General features: G+C 64.6%; 22 protein-coding genes. 6 read left to right on the top strand and 16 right to left on the bottom strand.

All coding sequences use genetic code 11. The annotated features are described in order from the left end of the window. Window positions 1–143: 143 nt before the first annotated feature. The gene (locus DMC64_RS18900; protein ID WP_125734582.1) at window positions 144–545 is read left to right on the top strand and encodes a helix-turn-helix domain-containing protein; all 402 of its coding nucleotides are present in this window, start codon (window positions 144–146) and stop codon (window positions 543–545) included. Here the strand turns inward: DMC64_RS18900 and DMC64_RS18895 are convergent, their stop codons facing one another. Both DMC64_RS18895 and DMC64_RS18890 read right to left on the bottom strand, forming a co-directional pair. Beyond that, window positions 546–3212, bottom strand: a complete 2667-nt coding sequence (locus tag DMC64_RS18895) for an MFS transporter (RefSeq protein WP_158634224.1) — start codon at window positions 3210–3212, stop codon at window positions 546–548. Between the two features lie 140 nt (window positions 3213–3352). Continuing rightward, window positions 3353–4075, bottom strand: a complete 723-nt coding sequence (locus DMC64_RS18890) for a sigma-70 family RNA polymerase sigma factor (RefSeq protein WP_125734580.1) — start codon at window positions 4073–4075, stop codon at window positions 3353–3355. A 1748-nt stretch (window positions 4076–5823) separates the two neighbouring features. On the opposite strand from DMC64_RS18890, the gene DMC64_RS18880 reads away from it, so the two are divergent. Next, the gene (locus DMC64_RS18880; RefSeq protein WP_125734578.1) at window positions 5824–6675 is read left to right on the top strand and encodes a DUF5753 domain-containing protein; all 852 of its coding nucleotides are present in this window, start codon (window positions 5824–5826) and stop codon (window positions 6673–6675) included. 43 nt (window positions 6676–6718) lie between these two features. Then, window positions 6719–6958, top strand: a complete 240-nt coding sequence (locus DMC64_RS18875; protein WP_125734577.1) for a DUF397 domain-containing protein — start codon at window positions 6719–6721, stop codon at window positions 6956–6958. Between the two features lie 62 nt (window positions 6959–7020). On the opposite strand, the gene hisS is transcribed toward DMC64_RS18875, so the two are convergent. From hisS to DMC64_RS18850, 5 genes are all read right to left on the bottom strand, one after another. After that, window positions 7021–8322, bottom strand: coding sequence for a histidine--tRNA ligase (gene hisS / locus DMC64_RS18870; RefSeq protein ID WP_125734576.1), 1302 nt, complete (start codon window positions 8320–8322; stop codon window positions 7021–7023). A gap of 77 nt (window positions 8323–8399) precedes the next feature. After that, window positions 8400–9335 carry a hypothetical protein gene (locus DMC64_RS18865; protein ID WP_125734575.1) on the bottom strand — a complete coding sequence of 312 codons (936 nt, stop codon included), beginning with the start codon at window positions 9333–9335 and terminating at the stop codon, window positions 8400–8402. Between the two features lie 330 nt (window positions 9336–9665). Beyond that, window positions 9666–9845: a hypothetical protein gene (locus DMC64_RS18860; RefSeq protein ID WP_125734574.1), complete on the bottom strand. Its 180-nt coding sequence runs from the start codon at window positions 9843–9845 to the stop codon at window positions 9666–9668. Between the two features lie 112 nt (window positions 9846–9957). Continuing rightward, window positions 9958–10857 (bottom strand): aminoglycoside phosphotransferase family protein, encoded by a 900-nt coding sequence (locus DMC64_RS18855; protein ID WP_233629702.1) that lies wholly within the window; start codon window positions 10855–10857, stop codon window positions 9958–9960. Beyond that, window positions 10854–11873 (bottom strand): XRE family transcriptional regulator, encoded by a 1020-nt coding sequence (locus tag DMC64_RS18850; RefSeq protein WP_233629701.1) that lies wholly within the window; start codon window positions 11871–11873, stop codon window positions 10854–10856. Before DMC64_RS18850 ends, DMC64_RS18855 begins: the two co-directional genes overlap by 4 nt. Before the next feature lie 533 nt (window positions 11874–12406). Between DMC64_RS18850 and DMC64_RS18845 the strand changes: the two genes are divergently transcribed. The 3 genes from DMC64_RS18845 to DMC64_RS18830 all read left to right on the top strand — a co-directional run bounded on the left by DMC64_RS18845 (window position 12407) and on the right by DMC64_RS18830 (window position 14916). After that, window positions 12407–12772: a hypothetical protein gene (locus DMC64_RS18845; RefSeq protein ID WP_199755014.1), complete on the top strand. Its 366-nt coding sequence runs from the start codon at window positions 12407–12409 to the stop codon at window positions 12770–12772. 670 nt (window positions 12773–13442) lie between these two features. After that, complete coding sequence (locus DMC64_RS18840; RefSeq protein ID WP_125734572.1) at window positions 13443–14198, top strand: DUF5753 domain-containing protein; 756 nt, start codon at window positions 13443–13445, stop codon at window positions 14196–14198. A gap of 487 nt (window positions 14199–14685) precedes the next feature. Continuing rightward, entirely contained in the window at window positions 14686–14916 is a 231-nt protein-coding gene (locus tag DMC64_RS18830; RefSeq protein WP_125734570.1) for a hypothetical protein, read from the top strand. 46 nt (window positions 14917–14962) lie between these two features. On the opposite strand, the gene DMC64_RS18825 is transcribed toward DMC64_RS18830, so the two are convergent. Genes DMC64_RS18825 through DMC64_RS18785 form a run of 9 tightly spaced genes read right to left on the bottom strand, consistent with a single transcriptional unit; the run spans window position 14963 to window position 20510 of the window. After that, window positions 14963–15730 (bottom strand): ESX secretion-associated protein EspG, encoded by a 768-nt coding sequence (locus DMC64_RS18825; protein WP_125734569.1) that lies wholly within the window; start codon window positions 15728–15730, stop codon window positions 14963–14965. 23 nt (window positions 15731–15753) lie between these two features. Next, the gene (locus DMC64_RS18820; protein WP_125734568.1) at window positions 15754–16998 is read right to left on the bottom strand and encodes a hypothetical protein; all 1245 of its coding nucleotides are present in this window, start codon (window positions 16996–16998) and stop codon (window positions 15754–15756) included. Next, window positions 16998–17588 carry a DUF3558 domain-containing protein gene (locus tag DMC64_RS18815; RefSeq protein WP_158634223.1) on the bottom strand — a complete coding sequence of 197 codons (591 nt, stop codon included), beginning with the start codon at window positions 17586–17588 and terminating at the stop codon, window positions 16998–17000. Before DMC64_RS18815 ends, DMC64_RS18820 begins: the two co-directional genes overlap by 1 nt. A gap of 23 nt (window positions 17589–17611) precedes the next feature. After that, entirely contained in the window at window positions 17612–18016 is a 405-nt protein-coding gene (locus DMC64_RS18810; RefSeq protein WP_125734566.1) for a hypothetical protein, read from the bottom strand. Window positions 18017–18027: 11 nt separating this feature from the next. Continuing rightward, the gene (locus DMC64_RS18805) at window positions 18028–18576 is read right to left on the bottom strand and encodes a DUF3558 domain-containing protein (protein WP_233629700.1); all 549 of its coding nucleotides are present in this window, start codon (window positions 18574–18576) and stop codon (window positions 18028–18030) included. A 44-nt stretch (window positions 18577–18620) separates the two neighbouring features. Then, window positions 18621–19352 (bottom strand): hypothetical protein, encoded by a 732-nt coding sequence (locus tag DMC64_RS18800; RefSeq protein ID WP_125734564.1) that lies wholly within the window; start codon window positions 19350–19352, stop codon window positions 18621–18623. Further along, window positions 19349–19732, bottom strand: a complete 384-nt coding sequence (locus DMC64_RS18795) for a hypothetical protein (protein ID WP_125734563.1) — start codon at window positions 19730–19732, stop codon at window positions 19349–19351. Before DMC64_RS18795 ends, DMC64_RS18800 begins: the two co-directional genes overlap by 4 nt. Further along, complete coding sequence (locus tag DMC64_RS18790) at window positions 19729–20040, bottom strand: hypothetical protein (protein ID WP_125734562.1); 312 nt, start codon at window positions 20038–20040, stop codon at window positions 19729–19731. The genes DMC64_RS18795 and DMC64_RS18790 overlap by 4 nt, the downstream gene beginning before the upstream one ends. Continuing rightward, window positions 20037–20510 (bottom strand): YbaB/EbfC family nucleoid-associated protein, encoded by a 474-nt coding sequence (locus DMC64_RS18785; RefSeq protein ID WP_233629699.1) that lies wholly within the window; start codon window positions 20508–20510, stop codon window positions 20037–20039. Before DMC64_RS18785 ends, DMC64_RS18790 begins: the two co-directional genes overlap by 4 nt. Between the last annotated feature and the right edge of the window lie 169 nt (window positions 20511–20679).

Genomic DNA, 20679 nt, shown 5'->3' with positions numbered 1-20679 from the left:
GTCCGTTCTAGCTGGTCAGCCCCGACTATCTGCAAGGTAAGTACGTACTGAGCCTTGGCTCAGTACGTTGATCTTCACTCGAACAGTGGACATCGGACCGCTTATTTGCACCGGCGCAAGTTCTCTCGTGGTAGGTAGGGGCCGTGACCAATGACTGGGACGTCCCGTACCGCCAAAGCCTGCACGAGGCACTGGCCGTGCTCTCCGGTCAATGGACGGTGGCGGTATTAGCCACGCTCGCGCTGGGCGAGAGGCGCTACAAGGATCTGATGGCGGACGTGAACGGCGTCGAGGAGCGCGTCGGATGGGTGTCGCATCCGAAGCCGGTCACGGACAAGGTTCTGACCGACACTCTTCAACGGGCTCGGGACAACGGGCTTGTCGTTCGCCGTGCTGAGGGAAGCCAGATCGGGGGCAGCGTCTGGTATCGGCTCACTCCCAGCGGCAAGGAGCTTCTGCGTGCCCTGCGGCCGTTGGCGACATGGGCACAGCAGAATCGCGACAGCCTGGCGAAAGACGCCTCCCCCAGCACTGACAAGACTTGATCAAGCAGTCGACGTCATCATGCGAACCTGGTTTCGCCCACCGTCCTTCGCGGCGAACAAGGCCAGATCGGCAGCCAGGAGCACATCCTCGAGACTCTTCCCGGTATCCGGGTATAGGGCGGCTCCGATCGACGCACTGAGCGGGTGCTGATCGCCCGCGGCGTGATCGTGGATCCCGTCGACGCGCAGACCGAAGATCGCCTCGCACGTCCGGTCGGCAACGGCTCTGAGCTCGTCCTGAGTTACGTCGGGAAGAATTACGACAAACTCTTCGCCACCGAACCGACCGCTGCAATCTTCCCCGCCGATACTCTGGAGAACCTGGCCAACGGCGCGAAGTGCTCGATCTCCGGCTTGATGACCGAAGGCATTGTTGATCCGACGGAAGTGATCAAGGTCGATCATCAGGACACCGACCCTCGTGCCGTTGCGTTCAGCTCGCGCGAACTCAGCTTCAGCGAGGGCATGCCATGCGGTCGAGTTCAACAGGCCGGTCTTCGAGTCGATGGTGGCCGCGTGCTCGAACTGCCGGATCAGGACCGACCTGTGCAGCGCGTACAGCGGCACGAAGATCAGCACCACGAGCGTGGGGTGCATGCTGAGCAAGAGAGCGGTCACGACGCCCATGCACAGCGTCGCGAGTTCAAGCGCGTTCTCGCTAAACGGTCCGAGGAGCCTCGTAGCCGTCCTGTCGAGACGCACGATCGCGATGGTGATCGCGGCGATCAGCGAGTTGACGGTGAAGTACACGATGACGACCGCGGCGCACGCCAGCGCGTCCGAGCCGTCGAACTCGTGCGTCATGGGCACCAAGTGCATCTGCTTGGCGAGCCATCCAGCCACCTGGCAGGACAGGATCACGTTGGCCGAGTTGAAGGCGAACCTCGAGACGAAGGTCCCGGCCACGCCGCGCGAACAACGGAGCCAGAGGTGGACATAGAGAACGACGGCGAGGACGGCGGCGAGAGACGGGGAGAGGATAAGAGCACCAGCGAGTGTCCATACCGACGAGAAATTGACGTGCGGTGTGTCCGCGAAGCGCCGGCGACGCCGTTCGACGCTGCGCGCCAGCTCGGCCGCGATCACCCCGAAGGCCATGACGAACAGACAGACGCGGACGTCTGCCCACGAGGGCGGATCAAGAGCCGCGCTGACGCCGACGGCCGCGATTGCGGCCATTTCGATGAACACGATGAACGCGCGCGCATACAGAGAGTGAGACCAAACGGACCAGCCTACGCGTCCGATCGGGCTACCGTCATGCGCGCTCTGTGACTTCCCCTGCATACTGACCGCACTTCCGTTCCCTTCGGAGGAGGGGCCGGTCTCCGAAGTCGCCGCTTCCTGGCCGGCGGGACCTCCTCCTTCAGCCGGACGTCCCGGGAGGAGGCCACGATGCGTAACAAGGAAGTCTGATGGTCTTCGTGTCGCCTGATCAGCTTGTGCAGGCTCGTCCTCGGTGATCCTGACGCGTCGGGGACGAGCCACCTTCCAGGCTGCGCCGACGGCGACGACCAGGACCGTGGCCAACACACCTGCGACCGCGACGGTGTATTTCGGCCCGATCAGTTCAGCGACGGCTCCGCCGCCCAGGATCGCTACGCCTTGACCGGCGTAGACGGTGGTGCTGAATCTGCCCATGACAGCGCCGCGCCGGGAATCCGGGACGACCGCGACGATCATGGGCTGCAAACGGATCAGGTAGATCGTCGAGAAGACGCCGGAGAGCGCCCACAACGTGATTGACCAGCCGATTCCCGGCAAGAATGCACAGGCGACAAGCGGTATACCCGCCAGTGCCGCAGGTACGACGACAGCTCGCTGAGTCGGCGTCGCCGGCGAGCTGGTTTTCGCCGCCCACCACGCTCCGATCACGCTGCCGACGGGATCGGCTGCCATCAGCAGACCGATCGCGACCGTGCCCGCTCCGAGAGCTCCCGCATAGGGGGCGGCGAGGCCCTCAGGCACCACGAAGAGCCCGATCAACGCCCCCAAGATGAAGGGCACTGCCAACCTGAAATCGATGCCGCGCCGCTGCGCGGCTGGGTCGACCTCTTCGGCCGCACCCTCCTTCGCCGCCCTGTTTGGCCGAACACCCGCCGCGATGATCAGCGCGCTCAGCCCGAAAGTGACGGCATCGACAACCAGCGCACCTGACGGGCTGAGCACGCCGACAAGAATGCCGCCGAGCCCGAAGCCGGCCACTTGGGCGATCTGGACCGTCATCTGACGAAGCGCTAGACCAGCTTGATAGCGGTCATCGCCCAGCACGTCCGGTAAGAGCGCCAGCTGGGCTGCTTTGAATGGCGCCGAGGCCATGGTCAGCAGACCGACCAACGCCCAAAGCAGCCAGAGCGGCATACCGGGGACGGCCATTGCCGCAGCCAACCCCGCCCGCACGAGATCGGTCAAAACGAGGACACGCTTACGCGGAAACCTGTCGGCTAGCCCAGACAGCAGAAACCCGCCGAGAACAGCAGGAACGAAGGTCAGCGCATAAGTCAGCGCTGTGAGTACAGCCGACGATGTCCGATCGAAGACCAGAACCGCCAGAGCCACCCTCGCGAGTTGATCACCGAGGATCGAAACACCTTCGGCCGACCACAGCGCACGAAACTCGCCGACTCGCAACGAGTCGACAAGGCCCGCCCCTCCCACACGCCGCACTTGGTCCCTCCCCACCGCGCGGTTGTGCCTATCCAGTCGCCTTAACGGCGTCACACGTCTGGACCAGCCACGGTATGCCCGGAGAGTCGCCATCTGGATACCATCAGCGAACTTTCACCCGATCGCAGGCATCCTGTCACTCATCGTGAACGGGGTTGATCGGCTACAAAAGAACCGGCGCCAGCTCGTCTGCTGACGCGGAAGGCACGATTGATTTCGGCCAGTTCCACCGATAGCGAACGGCATGATTCGCAAGATCTGAGATGTTCCTCAACCTGACTGGCCTCGCGCTTCAGCAAGCCGTCCCGGGTCCATGCCCCAAGGCGTTTAACCGTGGGAGCGCATCGTTTCGCGTTGTCGACAGTCAAATGCGCCTGAAGATAACGTTGACGAAGTCCTTCTCGTGCTCGGCAAGCCAAAGCCGACACACCGTTGGCTGTAAGCCCCAGTTCGGGCGCGATATCCGCAGGCGTCCTACCTTCGATTTCGGTGCGCCAAAGTACGTCCTGCCACCGCTCAGGCAACCGCGCGAACGCCCTGGCCGCAAAGCCTCGCTCCAGGCGGGCCATCGCCGTGTCGTTGAAGGGCACGCTAACCAGCACAGGATCGACTGTCGCCGTGATGTCCTCCGACAGCGCGACTTTCCGATCTCTACGCGTCTTCGTATAGGCGGTGTTACGCAGTGCGGTGAGCAAGTACGGACGAAAAGCGGAGCTCGGGCCCCGGCCAGAACGGATTATCTCGAGCACCTTACTGAACGCCTCGGCCACCAAATCGTCAGCCTCGACGCTCGAACGGGCAAGCTGTCGGGCCAGCTTCCGAGCCGACGTGACATGCCGCTCGAAGAGTTCGCCATACGCCATAATGTCTCCGTTCTGGACCGCGACGATCAGCCGAGAGTCGATTCCCTTCGAAACTTCGCCGATCGATAGTCGATCTCCCAAGCTGCTCCGGCGCGTACAGCGAACACGCCTACGCCAGCCGCCCTTCTCTCCGTAACGATCAATAAGTTGAATCACTGCCTGCGTACTCCAATTCCGTTCTACGTCAACAAAACCGCGTTCCTGCCTGTCTGCTACCAGGGAGGCGAATCGCCAGGTTCAGCGAGCTCGTGCCGCCCTGGCCCAGATGAGCCCAGTAAGGAAACAGCGAAGGCCGGGAAGAGAGCGGCCATAGCGCGCACGCAGCACAGCGGGCACAAGGTGTCCGGGACCGGTGGTCGCTGTTCCCAGATCTCTTCGATCGGAAGTCCGCATAGACCGAAGCACTCGTCGCTCGGCCAGACGACGTGGACACGACCGGCATAACGGTCCGCGGTCCCGCCCTGTTGGTTGGTGCCCCAAAAAAGCAATGGCTGCGCCTGCGTCTGCTGCATGGTTCACCAAACCCACGCGGTTCGACGGACATGGTGGTGACGCCCAGCTGCCTGAGCCCACGAAATCAGCGAAGGCATCACCGTTGATCTTTCCTTCCATGACGCCGCTTTTCGTGAGCGGGAGAGCGGCATAAGTGGAACCGGTGGCCCGATCCGGGTCGGGCCACATCGGGCCACCGGAGTTGTCAGGCGCCCGCGTGTGCCGCGGGGGCAGGTCCGTCACCGAGCGGCGGACGTCGCCATCGCTCTTGTGGTGGCGATTACCGCGGACTGTGGCGGGAAGTCACCTCGCGCCGTCGGCTTGCGTTCCCAGCGCCAGAGACCGAGCCGTTCGTCATCCGGAGACGGCAGGACGATGTGGTCCCCCAAGGGAGCGACGGAGGCACCGAACCGGAGCAAATCGGCGAAGACAGCCTCATTCGGCTTATGGCCGGGCCCGGTGATGAATGTCCACCGCCCGGTATGGGGCCGCTCGATCACAGGTCCTGCGAGCATGCGAACGCGCAGGCCTGCGAGCACTCGGCGACCAAGGTCGTGGGGCATGCTGACCGCGCCGACCAACCCTCCCATCGGAAGGACGATCCGCCGTGCGACGGGATCAACGGCAGCAGGCAGGCAATACTCGTTGCGGTAGAAGGCGCACCGCTCTTCCGGAGTTGAGTCCGAACGTGTCGCTGGGTCGCCAGTGGTCGACGTTGTCACCGCGAACCACCTCCTTCTGCGCAGGGGCGATCAGGGAGCGCGGGCCGCGCTACGGGTTGGAATCCGTGAGTCGTGAATCGCTCGCTGCTGACGGATTGCCGTGGGCTGCGCGGCCGGGCGACGAGGTGCTCGAAACCCCGGGAGGCGAGGGTCGAGTCCGACGTCGTCAGCGGCGCCTCGGGGGCTGGGCGCGATGGCAAATGACGACAGCGCTGAATCCGGCGCTGCTCAGCCACGTACCACCAGCCGACACCGACTCCGACCACGCAGCCCACCAGAAGAAGGAGCGCCACTGCGATCGCCGCCCCAGACCCCCTGGACATTTCAACGGGGGTTTCCAGAGCACTGGGGACGACCGTGGCCTTCGCAGCGGCGATGCTAACTTGTGTACACATCGCGTCGCGCTCCTTCGAGACCTGGTGTTACCTGCTTACCTCTCGACTGTAACTTGTGTACTCAAATTAACTAGGCCACCGAATGAGTGAATTGCGGATACGCTCCGCGACAGGACACCCTGTGGAGGTGAAGGACTCCGTGACGCAACACCTGCAGTTGCCGCCGGCCGTCATGAAGGTCGTTCTCGGCAACCAGCTGGCCAGGCTGCGGGAAGCCGCTGATGCGACGCAAGACGATGCGGCGACGGTCCTGGGGTACACCCAGCAGAAGATCGCTCATATCGAGAGTGGCAGCGGGATCAAGCTGATCGAGCTCAACGCGCTGCTCGACCGCTATGGCGCGAACGAGTCGGACCGGGCCTACGCGCGGGACCTTCAAGCCGAGAGCAACCGCCGAACGAAGCGCGGTGCCTTCAGCACCAGGTTCCGCCAGTACCTGCGACTGCTGGTCGACATGGAACCGAGTTGCACCAGGTACTCCTCATACCAAGCACTCGTCGTCCCAGGTCTCCTGCAGACGGAGGACTACATGCGCACGAACGCGCGTGCCTGGCGGCCTTCGCTGACTCCCGAGGAGATCGACAAGTACGCCACCGATCGGCTGGCGCGGCAACGAGTGCTGGACAACACCGACCAGCAGTTCTGGTTCATCCTCGACGAGGCCGCGCTCCATCGGACCGAAGGCGGTCCGGTCATGAAGGCGCAGATCACGAAGCTCATCGAGACCATCGATCGCCCGAACATCGAACTGCAGATCGTGCCGTTCGCCGCCGGCTACTACATGGGCCAAGGGCACGACTACACCATCTTCGGTTACGACACGAACCCCGCGGTTGACATCATCTATCTCGAGCAACACGACGGCGGCGAGTACGTCGACAACAGCAAGCGGACGGCGCGGTACTTGACGCTCTGGGATCACCAGAAGGCAGCTGCCAGTGGGCCAGAGCAGACGCGCCGCACCTTGCTCGACATCGCCTCGTCGTTGTAGCCGGTTGCGGCCTCGTCGAGAGCAGAAGGGCACGAGCAGGTAGATGAACATCCAGGACGCCCATAAAGACCACCTCGATACCGATTTCAAGGAGTGGCACAAGTCCCCCCTGAGCAATCCGCCGGACAACCAGTGCGTCGAGGTCTCGATCACCAAGGACGCCGTGGGCCTCAGGGACAGTCGGAACCCGGACGGCTTCGTGCTGGTCTTCGATCACGGCGAGTGGGAGGCGTTCGTTGGCGGCGTGGCCAACGGAAGCTTCCGCCTGCCGACACCGAGCTGACAGCCGGCCGCGGATCCGGGGAGAACGGGCCTCGTTCGGCCCGTTCTCCGAAGACCTCGGGCCTACGGCTTCGACGCCATCCGTTCCGCCAGGTTCGCGGCTACGTCGGCGAACGCGACCTGGCTCTGTTCGCCGGACTCCATGTCCCGCACTGTCACCGTCCCCCGTTCCTGCTCGTCCGGGCCGTAGAGCAGGACCCAGCGGGAACGCTGCTCGTTGGCCCACTTCATCTGCTTCGCCAGCTTGCCGGAGGAGCCGAGGTAGACGGCCGTGCGCAGGCCGCGGGCACGGAGCTGACCGGCCAACCTCACGATCTCGCGTTCAGCGCCGAGGACGGTCAGGGCGACGTCGAGCCCCTGTTCCATCGGCGCTTCGGCCTCCTGGATCGCGAGGATGCGCTCCAGGCCGATCGAACCACCGCAGGCCGGCATATCCGGCCCGCCGAGCTTGGCGACCAGCTGGTCGTAGCGGCCTCCTGACGCGATCGAGCCGGGGTACCCCACTGCGGAGACTTCCCAGATGGGACCGGTGTAGTAGTCCAAGCCACGCACCATGCGCGGGGTGAACCGGACACGGCCAGCCGGGAGCTCCTCGGTCAAGGCGAGCAAGCGGTCGACCTCGGCCAGACCGGCGCGGCCGCGCTCGGTGGTGCCAAGCTGCTCGCGCACCCGCTCGCTGTCCGGGGCGATCACGTCAGCGACCAAACTTTCAGCGACGGTCGTGGTCAGACCGCGCTCGGCCAGCTCGGCGACCACAACCTCCGGAGCGGCCTTGTCCAGCTTGTCCAGTGAGCCGAGCACGCGCGTGCCCAGCTCGTCCGGGATGCCGTAAGCCTCCAGCAGGCCAGCCAGGGCCAGCCGGGAGTTGAGCTGGAAGACGAACTCCTTGACGCCGAGCGCCTCGAGTCCACTGTTGATCGCCCACACGATCTCGGCGTCGGCCAACGGAGACGGCGAGCCGAAGATGTCGATGTCGCATTGGACGAACTCGCGGAATCGCCCGCGGGCGGCGCGATCCGCCCTCCACACGTTGTCGATGACGTACCGCTTGAACGGCAGTGCCAACCGGCTCCCGTGAGTGACCACCGCGCGGACGGCTGGGACGGTGTGGTCGTAGCGCAAGGCGAGGTCCGCTTCTCCGGTGGCCTCGTGGACACCGCGCTTGAGGATCTTGAAGATGAGGCTGCTCGCCTCCTCCCCGAGTTTCCCGGCGAAGACCTCGAGCCGCTCGAACACAGGTGTGGTCAAGGGCTGGAAACCATGATGCTCGAAGATCGTGCTCACCCGGTCGAACGCGAGCTTCCGGCGACGGACCTCGTCACCCACGAAGTCGCGGGTACCTGATGGTGGCTCGACCTTCGCCATGAACCAGCCCTTCACACGTAGTGGATTGAATGGTCATTCTCGCCGAACACCCGACCTGGTGACGGGACCGCCCCCAGTCAGGATGCCTCGTGCCACTCCCCGAAGAACTCCCGCAGCAGGCCGAGCACCTGCCGCTCGCTGTCCTCGTCGCTGAGTCCGCTCCGCAGCAGCGGAGTGCCCTCGATTGGGTTCAGGGGTTCCCAGCCGCCGATGTCGTTCATGAGCTTCGAGACACCCTTGAGCAGGGACAACGACAGCTGCGGGTTGAGCGCGTCGAGAGCGTGCGCCAGGACGTAGATCGCCGACCGCTGCGGCGTCGTGGAGTCCACCCGTTCCCGGTAGTTGCTCGCGCTGTAGCGCGGATAGCAGGCGTCCAGCAGATACTTCGGGATCTCCCACAGCGGGAACAAACAATCCACCGTGCCCATCCGCCGAACCGGATACGGGAGGGGCTTACGGCCATTGAACAAACAGAACAGCAACTCGGCCGCCAGGTCCTCCCGGTTGTAGCCGACCGCCAGCGAGCGAGCTCCCCGATCCGTGCACAGGCGCCGTCCGACCAGGTTCACGAAGAACGTCCCGAAGAAGTGCACGGTGTCGGGGCCGAAATCCCTTCTGAACGACTCCCACAACTCCGCCGGGGACTTCGTCATGCCGAGCAGATCCGCCATGTCCTGTGCGTAGAGGACCACGTGCTCGAACCCCGCGCTCTCGCACAGCTCCCGAGCACGATCGACCGCGGACTCCGGCCACAAAGGCTCCATCGCCAGCGTGAAGCAGACGACGTTCCCGGCTGACTGCCCGGTCGCGGAAACGAACTGCTTGAGTCCGTTGACCAAGGTATTGCTGTCCCCGCCGCCGGAGATCCCGGCCAGGATCGGTCCGGTGACTTCGTACTGGGCAAGGAAGTGCCCGATCCTGCTCGCCACCATCTCCCGCAACGTGGTTTCGTCGACAAGATGCGCCCGCGCCATCGGCTCGTGGTTGCCCACGTCGAGATCAGGCAGTGCCACAACCGGACTCTCGTCGCGGGCTACGAGTTCAACCTGAGGAGCTCGAAGCGTGGTGATGTCGGTGTTCCGGATGCACCGCAGAACTACCCGGTGAGCCGCCGGCACCTCGTTCAGCACCGTCGTCATCGGCGTCGGCCGCAATCCCTCTTGATCGTCGACGACATAGGCTTGAAACAACGACGGCGGCAACTGGTTCGCCAACAGCATGTCCGCCAACGACCAGGCCTCAGGTGGCTTGAGGGACCGCGGGCCGGCCGTGAACTCCAAGCTGACACGTTGCTGATCACTGGTCATCAGAAGAACGTCCTTCCAGCTCGCGGTCCCATCGCCTTACAGGTGCGCGGTCAGCGCGACCGGCGTCAAGAACTCCTCGAGACGCGACGGCGTCATCCGATCCAGGCCGTTCCGGACGGGAACCGTCTCGGCAACCAGGGCCGCCAACTCGGCGACCTCGAGCCGCTCGTCCGACGCGGCGACCTTCTCCGGCTGGGTAACAAGGGGTACGGACACAGCAGGACCTCCAATGGGCTCGGGAAATACTCGGCTCCATCGAAGGTAGTGAGGCGATCACCACCTGTGAACACTGCGCAGTTGAAGCGAAATCAGCACTCGGTTCGGAGACTTACGGCAGAGCACGCCAGCCGGACCAGGGGCGCTCTCCGTGCTTGCCCTGCAGACACTCGAGACGCCATACCGCCTGCTCCTGTGCCGCGCGATCCTGCGCTGCGACTTGCACTGCCATACACGTCATCCGGAACTCGCGGATGTCTCTGAAGAGCTCGAAGCCGCCCCACTGACTCACATCATGTCCATAGGTGGTACAGAAATCGTCGTACTCTTCCCGGCTTATCCAAGCGAAGGAACGATACTTGATCGCCGTGTGCACGAGGTCCCATTCAGGCGGACCGATCGCGGCCCGCTCGAGGTCGAGGAAGACGACGCGATCATCAGCGGTCGACACGACGTTGCCCACCCAGGCGTCACCGTGAACGACACACCATGGCAAGCCGTCTGGACGCCGGTCCCAGCGGTCCTTCAGCTCTCCGAGCAAGTCCCGCATCCAGTCCTGGTCCGACGAGGTGAGCGTCGTTGCCCGGTCGATTCGCTCGGCGAGCCTCACGAAGGGCTGAATCTCTGAGAGCTCGAAGGTTCGGGGCGGGTCGGCATCATGGAGCCGCCGGAGCGCCTTGGCGACTTCTACGGGTGTCCCGTGCTTGTGCGGCGGCAGTTCTCGCCAGAACGTCACCGCGTGGCCATCCACGACAACGGGCTGGTCTACCGGGCCGGCAAGCTCGACAGCGGGGATCTGCGCCTCCCTCAGCCATCGAGCGACCTCGACCTCCTTACGAGCTGAGGCGACCTGGCCGGTACGGGCGATTCGGGCGATCAGGCCCTGCGCGACGCTGATGATCGCGTTCTCGCCAAGACGGATGACCGAGGCGTTCGACGAATCGAGCCCTGCGGCCGCACAGACGCGCCCCAGGATGTTCAGGACGTCCTGTTCGTCAGTCAGCTCGGTCACGCGACCCCGAGCCGATCACCGATTCCATTTTGAAGCTCAGCCACTTCGGATACTCGGCGGTGATCGTTCGCGAAGGTGCGCAGTTCCCGCAGATCGTCGGCAGCTCGTCTCGAAGTGATCGTGCCCGCCTCCTTCAAGGCCCGCGCTCCGATCTGGGCCGCTTCGACGGGGTCACCCGCGCGCATCGTCAGCGAGGCCAGCTTGATCCCGGAGATGGTGCGTGACCGCGCGTACGGCTGAGAATGGCCAGCGACAGCTAGGGCGAGGCGATCGCGTGCTTCGCCGACGAAGCGCCCGTCGACGGCGAGATCGAACAGAGCGTGCCCGGTGTCGCCGGCATGCTGCGCTTCGTCGTAGTACCGCATCCAGACTGGGTCGTTGTCAGGCGAGGCCTTCGCAAACTGCTCATCCGCGAGGCCCACTGTCGTCACCGCGTCGGAGACCCGGTGGAGCTTGGCGAGCGCTCGGGCGCGTGCGGTCAGCAGCATGGCCCGTTCGGACGCAGTGAGTCTGTCGGCGCGGACCATCGCCAGCTCGACCAGCGTCAACCCGGCGTCGGGGTTCCCACACCAAATCTCCTGCCTGGCCATACTGGACAACACCTTCGCGCGAAGGTGCCAGTCGTTGGCCTCCTCGGCACAGCCCAGAGCGAACTCGAACATCCGGCGCGCATCGTCGTGGGCGTAGGCATCGAACGCCATGAAGGCCGCGGCGTGTCCCAGGAATCCGACGGCCGAGTGCAGGTCGGCGTGGAGCCGATCGCTGCATCGCGCGTTCAGAAGTCCGGCGGAGTACCGCAGCTGAGCCGCGACGGCTTCACGGACCAGGCCACCACCGTACGTATGGTCCCAAGTGCCGAAGAGTTGCGCGGCTGTCCGGACCTGCTCGATCTCCCATTGACCGACGACCGACGGAACCGGTGTCGGCTGGCGCGTCAGCAGCGCCTCGCCCAGCGGGGCCACCACGGCTCCGGCCGTGACCCCCAGAGCGGCACGCAAGAAGTCGGAGCGCTTCACGGTGTCCAGGCTAGCCACCCTCGACCGCGACCGACGAAGGCCCAGTTCGGCGTCCGTTGCGACGCCGAGCACGGCGCGGAGCCCCGCTCGGTAGTCCGCCTGCGGCCACCTGATCGCCCCGCGTTCCAGCTTTCCGATGTAGTTGCCGTCGAGCTCGATCGTCCGGTTCAGATGGTCGTGAACCCAGGCGTTGACCTGCTCGGCAAGCTCGGCCCGGGTCAGGGCTTCGCCTGGCACGTGTGCCGATTCGGTCCGCGTTCGAAGTTGCCGAAGTTGATCATTCGGTCCTGACACAACCGCCTCCCCGCACTGCTCTTCACTCGCGATAATCGCATAGTAACGGGCCCATTACTCCTCCGAACTCTCCCTGTAAACCTCCCTCAATCCTCCCCTTGACATCCCAGAGATCCGGCATTCCTCCAGGTGACGGCGCGAATCCAGGGTGGACATATGACCACTCCGAGGACGAGAGCGACGGGCGTGCGGCCGACCCGCATTCTGCTGCCGCCCACCTTCGAGCAGGGAGCGGGCACATGAACGCGTCCGAAGCGGAGCGCCGAGCGATTGAGGAGTTCCCGGTACTGCGCAAGCTGATCGATCTCCGAAGTACCGCACAGTGGTCGTTCTTCCCTGTCGTCACGGCGAGCGAAGTCACCGAGATCCGCGGAGTACGCGCCTGGGTGTACGGATGGGCCGACGCGCTACTGGTTCGCCACAGCAACGATGCCGCCGCGCTTCGGGTGAACCCTGACGACGAGATCGTGTGGCAGCAGGACGGCGGCCTCGCGGACGTTGTGGACCGATTGAACGAACTGCCGGCTCCGGAATCCTCCCGCGCCCCCTCCCTCGCCATTGCCCACGCGGGCCGGCTCCTCTGGACACCAGGTCGAAGCCTGTAGCAACGCTCGAGAGGATCGATGTTCACCAGCGGATACTCCTCGTCGACGCACCGCGACGAGGCACAGCGACCAGACAATCAGACGTCGGGCAGGACGCATCCAGGTCACGGCATAGAAGGACGTGGATCGGCCGGCGCGAACGCAGCGTTCGACCTTGACTGGGCCTTGGTGAACCTTCCGTCTCGCGAAGTACGCGCACACCACATCTACGGGCCCCAATTACTGAAACGTGTTGCTCGCGAGTACGAGCGCGACTACAACCTCACCGCGGCGAAACTCGCAAAGAATTATGGGACGTCACCCTCCTGGATCCAGCGGGCAATCGAAAAGTCCGGCGTCGAACCCCGCCCCAAAGGAGCAAGGCGCAAGCCCAGACCATACACCGACGAGCAACTCCACGCCGAATACGAAAGAGAACAGAGATCAGTTCGAGCCATTGCCGAGAAATACTCTGTCGAGCTCAGCCTAGTATACCGAGACATAACCAGGCTAGGGATATCGCTGCGCAGCATCAGCGATCAGCGAAAGTTGGATCAAACGCAGATCAGCGTTCGGACAAAGAAAGACGTTCATGAGCAAAGATGACCCATCCCTCCCTAGTCGGGTTCTCGGCAGCGAACTACGCCGCATACGGAAGCGCGCAAAATATCAAGCGATCGACATAAGTCGCATGACCGGCATCGGGTCACCAAGCATTTCAAGACTCGAGAAGGGCGCCAGAAGACTGGACGACTTCGAGGTGGCGTTTATTCTCGGGCTCATCAAAGCAACACCGAGGGAATTCGCCGACGCGATGACTCTCGCAGGGCTTGCAGCCTCAAAGACTTGCACACTAGGGCATCCCGCAAGGTTCCCCGATCAAGTCGGCCCACTGCTCGCGATCGAGGAGCAAGCAGCGGAGGCGACGATCTTCGACCCCACCGGAGTACCAGACCTTCTACAGACTGAGCCATACGTCCGAGCAGAGCTCTCGGCGCTCAACATCCCCGTTCGCAACCATGAGTCCTTGCTCGCGGCACGAAAACTTCGCCAGCGACGGTTCTCTATCATCAATCACGTCCCAGCGACGTTCTATCTCCATGAACGAGGTTTGCGCCATCAGCAAAAAGAAGCTTCGGTGATGCGAGACCAGCTATTACAGCTGACCTTCATGGCATCGACAGTGCAATGTCAAATCAGGATCGTACCGGCGGATATTCCCGTTCCGGCCCCGCCTGGACCAGTAGGACTCTTTGAGGACTCCGAACTCCCGGCTCTAGCGAGGATCACAACCCCCTTCGCAACCATCTTCTCCCAGAACGAGAGCGAGGTCAGATACTACAGCGAGGAGTTCAAGAAGCTCAAAAACTATGCACTGGACGCAGATGAATCGATCGCATGGATGACTACGCTGGCCGACGACCTCCGGCCGCCAGCAGTCGACTAGTCCTGCCCTTCAGTGAAACTCTCGGCAGACGTCGCGGCGGGTAAACATCCGGAGCACCAACCACCTGTTCGCCAATGACGTGGACTTTGAAGCGCCGTGGCTCGTAGCCTCCGGCTTCCCTCGCCATGTCACTTGTCTCCACGCACCACTCACGCCCGGTGACACGCTCTCGCACCAGCCAGACAACACCGTTGGAAGGAAGCACAAACGCCATTCGCGGCATCGGTCCGCCGGATACAACAACCCGGCCGGCGTCGACCAGGTCTTCGCCCTGCTCACCAGAGGCAACGAGGTCCTGATCGAATTTCAAGCCACCCGTGGCGAGTATCCACAGTGGACTCAGTCGCCACGACAACCCCGCTCGCCACGGTTCTTCGCGCTTGTTGCGCCCACATCAGGCGGGGACGCCGCCTCTTCTCCGTGACATACCCGAATCTGGCCCGTCAACAGGTGTTCCAGCCTGAGACGCAGATCCTGCGAGGTGAACATGAATCGTAAGACCGCGGAACTGGCACGGGAGCTGAACGCTTGTGCCACGACCATTCCACCGGCTGTGACCGCGCTGCTCGCCGGCCGCCTGTCCGTCCAGGAGCAACGCGACCTCGCCGACCGCCTGACGACGGCGGCTGGGCTTCTCCGGACGTTCGCGTCCGAACAGGAGGCGTGGAACGCACCGAGCCCGGCGCCAGAACACCGCCTCGACGACAAGGACGGCTAGAAACCCGTTCTCTGCACAGGTTTCTCCAGGCGCCCCTACGCGAGTCTCAGGACCGCAACGCGTCAAGGGTATTGTGCAGGGTTTCGGTGATGTACGCCGGGCTGCCGGGTCCCCAGGCGATCTCGAGGTCGTCGGTTCCCGGTCGGAGATAGGTCAGGATCCTGCCACGGTTCGCGGTGTCGATCGCTGTCAGCGGGACGCTGGCGCGTCTGATCCCGTTCGAGCGGGCCGCGACGTAGAGCTGGTGGCTGGCGAGCCGCTTCTCGGCCATGAGGGTCCGAAGCTCGTCAGCCGGATCGGCAGCGGTGTAGTCGTTCTCCGTGTCCAGGGTGTACGAGTCGTCGTTCATACGTGTCAGGTACTCCGCGCGCGGCACCGCTCGCTCGGCGACCTCGGCTGCTGGATGATTCGGGAGCGCCTCGGCGACCGACCGGATGACCTTGGCGGCCCGGATCTTTTCCAGAGTCAGGCGATCGTCCTGCACCGTGAGGAGGACTCCGTGTTTCCCGGTCGGCACGGCCAGCATCGACCGATCCCGCCCATTGTGATCGACGGAGAAGCCATAGCACTCGTAGGGCGGCGAGGCGATTGCGAGCATCAGGTCCCGGAACCATCCGGCGATCCGGCCGCGCCGTAACTCGTAGAAGCCGGGCTGCGCCAGCGCCTGCCGGGTCAGCTCCTCGAGTTCGTCTTCCACGTCGGGCTCGACCCAGACGTCGACCGGGCCGATCACCGGATGCACCGGCCCGATCCGCTCCCACTCCCACGCTTGAGCCACTGCTAGCCGCGGTACCGTCACCGGCTCGTCGAGCACCCCTCTGTCTCCCTCTGCCGGTTCTACTTTCCGATCACCGGCGGCGGTACCCGGCCGGTGTAGCCGAACAGCCCCTGCGGGTCCGGCTCCTGCAGATAGTCCGGGGACTTCTTCTCCGTGTCCTCGTCCTTGCCCTTGCCGCGCGCGGCCGCCGGTACGACCCCGGCCCCGGTGCCGCGGCTGCCCGCAGCCGTCTGACCGCCCGCGCCAGTCCGGCCGGCTGGCTCATTCCCCTGGCCCAAGGGCCCCGCCCCCACGAACCGGCCTGGGCTTCCTGGCCCTCCGGCGCCAGGTGCCCCGGTCCGGCCGTACGGCGGCACGACCGGACCCGCACCTGGGCGGTCCGGTCCGGTCACGTAGTTCAGTGTGTCCGCGCCGCCGCCCGCGGCCGGAAGGTTCCCCCAGCCTGGTCCTGGGAGGTTCGGGACATCGATGCCTGACGGAGCCGGGCGCACGAACCCAGCGGCCTCGGTCCCGTCATCCCTGCCCGGCGACGCAGGAGCGCCGCCCGGCCGCTGGCCACCCGCCGTCTGTTCCGGCGACACTTCCACCTCGGAACCTGGCCCCGCATCGGGGCGATGATCGGCCTGCACCGCGCGTCCGGTGACGCCGACGGGTTCGCCGTCGGATTCTCGGCCGGGTCCCGCGATCTCCCACTTCTCTACGGCACCAACAGCGCCGGGCGCCTGGCCGACGGAGAAGGTCCCGTCGGACTCGCCGGCGATCTGGCCGAACTGGATCGGCATCGCCTGCGCGTGACCATCGCTGGTGCGGGTGAAGTTGTTGTAGATCTCGTTGTTCCGCTGGATCGCGGCGTTGCGCTCATTGAGCTGGACCTCCGTGTCAGTATCCCACGGGCTCGCGACATCGAGGACGTTCCGCTGCGGCGGCGTAGCCGAGATCTCGACCATCGAATCCCGCGTTGCCTGAAACGCGTGATCCTGATCGGCCAGCGTGTTCTGGCTGCCATGCAACGCGGCCGAGGCCTCCGTCGCGGCCTGTGCGAGCGGCCGCAACCCGGCCCGGGCCGCGTCGCCGCCTTGTCCCGTCCAGGCGTTCTCCAGCCGCGCGACCGCCGCCAGTGTGTCCGCCTCGATACCTTGCTGTTCCTGGGCCTGCAGTGCTCCCGCACGCTGGGCCTCTCCGAGGCTCACCGTGCCGGGCCCGGTCTTGACCATGCGGACGAGGTCAGCGGGCACGATCAGCTTGCCTTCGGCCTGCAGCTTCTGCAGGTAGGCCATCATGGCCTCGGTCGGCGCGAAACTCATCAGGCACCGCTCTTCAACGTCGTTACGGCCAGATCCGCCACCATCCGGGCATCCGCACAGGGATCAACCGTCCCCACCTTCGAGTCGACGACGTTCACATCGACCTCGAAGACAGCGTTGTCCGCGACCCCGACCAGTACCGAACAGTCACCCAGTGTCTGCCGCGTGTCGTTCGCCCCGTAGGCGACGACCGGGTAGCCCTGCACCGGCTCCAGCGGTTCCCACAACTTATTGCTCTGCTTCTTGGCGTAGAACTGGCTCAACCCGTCCCGCGCCGCGTACAGCATCTGAATCCCGATACTCGAACCGCGGCTGAGGTCGGTCCAGTGGCACTGCTGCGCAATGCCTGTGTCCCGCGCGGGGTGCGCCTCGGGTTCGTTGGTGAATAGCGAAGTCAGTTGGGCTGGCGTCAGGACGTCGCAGGGGCTGCGCTGCATCAGTGATGCCGGCAGCGGGTCGGTGACCTTCGGCGCGTCGGCGTAGGGAAGCGCAGGCCGGCCAGCAGACGGTGTGGCGCCTGAGCTCATCGGGTTGGGCGGATCGGTCTTTTCCGTACAACCCGCCAAACCCAGAGTAAGCACTGCCGCCACGACAGCAATTCCTGCACGTCGCATCAGAAATGCCCCCCGCCCACTTTGCCGACGTCAACGGCTGCTTGCTCATCGTGCTGCACGGTGATACCGAGTGCTGTCTGCATCTTGCCGATGATCGTGTCAAGGAAGCGGCCCTGCCGATCCAAGTAATCGCCATAGCAATTGCCAGAGTTGTTACTGGCCTTCGTATTACGCAAGGAGGCTGGATCCTGTCCCGGGGAGACGATGGACCACATCGGCGCTGCCGCGCGGCGCTGCTCCCTGACCCGATCACGAAGCAGCCGCAGATTCTCCAGCTCCGCTGTCATGTCCTCGCGGCTCAGGGTGAAACCGCCCGCAGAGCCAGCCGCGTTGAGGTCGTCGGCGACGAAGAAGTTCACCCCTGCCAAGGAAAAGTCAGTGGCGACGGTGTTCTGTTCAGCCATGCCGTCCTCTCCTAGCCGCGTAGGTTGTCGATGACGAACTCGGCGATCTTCTTGACCGCACCGCAGGGATCGGCTTGCCAGGGACCGGCTTCCGGCTTTCCCCACGTGTTGGCTTTGATGTGTACCAGCGTGTTGTCGTCGACACCGAGAGCCAGCCTGCACGCCAGCGGCCCCTGGTCCCGTCGGCTCGGGATGTTCTCTTTGATTTCCACGATCACGGCCGGGTAGCCGTTGATCGTGACCTCTTCCCAGTGGTTGCCGGTATCGCGGCCTAGCGCACGATCGCTGTACAACGTGCGGATGCTCTCCCGCACCGGCGGAAACCACGATGTCGTCACGTCGACCGACGAACCAAGCACGATCAGGCATTGGCCTTCCCGGGTCTGCTCATGCCTGCCCTCACCGAAGCCGATGCTCTCCAGCTGCTCCACCGTGATCGCCGAGCACGGATCGGCGATGAACTTGGCGCCGTTCAAGGGCGCCAGGATCGGCGGGACCGACACCGACGGTTCGGAGGGCGAAGGTGGCGGGCTCGTTCCGCAGCCGGCCAGCACCACCATGCCGCCGGCCATCAGTGTGGCGAGCCCGCGGGCCAGACGTCGTGTCACGAAGGATCGGCTCCCGGTTTGATCCGCCAGCGACGGGGCTCCCCGACCACCTCGACACTCGTGCCGACATCCGGGATCTTGGGGAAGTTCGTTTCGATGACCGTCAGCTCAAAACCGCTCCCGATCAGCGCCTCGACAGAGGTGATCATGCCGGAGATGAGCGCGATGCAGTCACGCCAGAACTTCTCGAACGCCGAGTTGACCGCGTCCACGAAATCCTTGACCGCGAGAACCGCCAGCGGCGGAAGAGCTGTCGACGCGAGCAGGATTCCGAACTTACCGGCCAGCGCCGACAGATTGGACGCACAGTTGCCGAGCGCGACTAACAGGTTCTTATAGGTCGCGATCACCGTTGTCGCGACCGTGCTCATCGTTTTGGTCAGGCTCGCGATGGAGACCTGGCCCTTGTTCAGACCATCGACGACCATCCCCGAGTACATCGAGAACTGATCGTAGGCATCCCCATGCCAGGCGGCCGCCAGCGAAAGCTTGGCGTCATTGACGACTTCAGCCGCTTCCTTCAGCGCACTCTCCCTGGCAAACACCTCTGCCAGTCTCAACGTCTTCTTCAGGTCGCCGGCGACGAACACACGAAGCTTGTCGAGCAGTCCGATGATCCCGTTCGCGCCGATCAGGTTCGCGTAGTCCCGGATCTTCTGATCCGCGGCCTCCGGATAGCTCATGGTGGCGAGATCCGCGGCGGCCTGGCCCGGGTCGGGGGTGGTCACTTGATCTCACCCTCCAGCTTCTTCATCCGCTCATACGCTTCCTGATCGAGCTGCTCATAATGGTTCGCGGCCTTGCCCAGCGCCGCGCTCAACACGGCGAGCTGAGTTGAATTCTCGGCCGTGATCCGCTGAATCGCGTCGATGGCCGCGTTGTACCGGTCCACCGTCCCCATCCCATTGAGCCCCGGCATGATGTTCGTGACCGTTCCCGGCAAGCCAAGGTCGTATGGGCCGAGCGCGACGTCCGCCAAGTCCACCACCGCGAAGTCCTGCAGCAGCCCCGCCGCGTCCGCGATCGCGTCGGCCGCGGCCCGCAGCTTCTCCGGATAGACGTGATACCCCTGACCGGCCCCAGGGTCGAACGGATCCGGAACACTCATACCAGCCGCTCCTCATCCCGGACGGCCGCGATCGCCGCGTCATAGCGCTGGGCCGCGGTCTCCTCGGCCCGCTGGATCCCCAACAGCAGCTGACGAGACAGGCTCGCCGCGCTGTAGGCCTTCATCGCGGCCACGTCCACCTGCACGTCGACCAATTCACCGGCCCCGGTCACCGTCACCGACCCCAGCTCACCGGGCAACGCCCACGTGACACGATCCCGCGCCGCAGCCACCGAGGCCTGCTCGACCACGGCCACCGTCGCGTCGATCTCCCGCGCCAGGTGATACAGCTCGTCCTCGTAGCTCACCAGCGATCCCGCCGCTCATCCTCGAGATCAGCGTCCAGGAAGTCGAGCTGATCGAAACTCTCCTCCTCGACCTCATCGGTATCCCGGCGCACTGCGCGCGGCTCGGCTGCCGTCCCAGCTCTGGGCGCAGGCGGCGGAACGGAATCGTCCCGATGCCCGGTCACCGATCCGCAGCCCGGTTCGGGAACCCATTCCTGGTCCTTGTCCACCACCGCGCGCATCTTGACGACGCCGACCTGCGCGGCCTCACGCCGAGCCGCCGACACCGCTTCCAGCACCGCGGGCCCCAGCCGCTGCGGATGCGTACTCCGGATCACATGATCCGCGATCGTCAGATCCACCAGCTTGCCCTGACCAGTCACCACCGCCGACGCGATACCGTCAGCCGATCTCCCGGTAAACCGGGCCTGCTCCAGCTCAGCATCAAGCTCACCAGCCTGCTGCCGCAGCTTGGCCACATTCAACGACACGCCGGCTCGCCCTCCCCGTCGCCCGACATCTTCTAGCAGCCGCCCCCACGGCCCGACCGCTACTCCCGCGCGATCACTACACGAGCGTAACCGGCCGAGCGGCCAGCGTAGTCGAAATCGCGGATCCGTGTCTCGTTGTTCCGGTCACTCTGCAGCGATCATCAGCAGA

The organism is Amycolatopsis sp. WAC 04197 (assembly GCF_003947475.1).
Classification (GTDB): Bacteria; Actinomycetota; Actinomycetes; order Mycobacteriales; family Pseudonocardiaceae; genus Amycolatopsis; species Amycolatopsis japonica.
The sequence above is the reverse complement of the archived record's forward strand: the minus strand, read 5'-3'. Positions and strand labels throughout refer to the sequence as shown.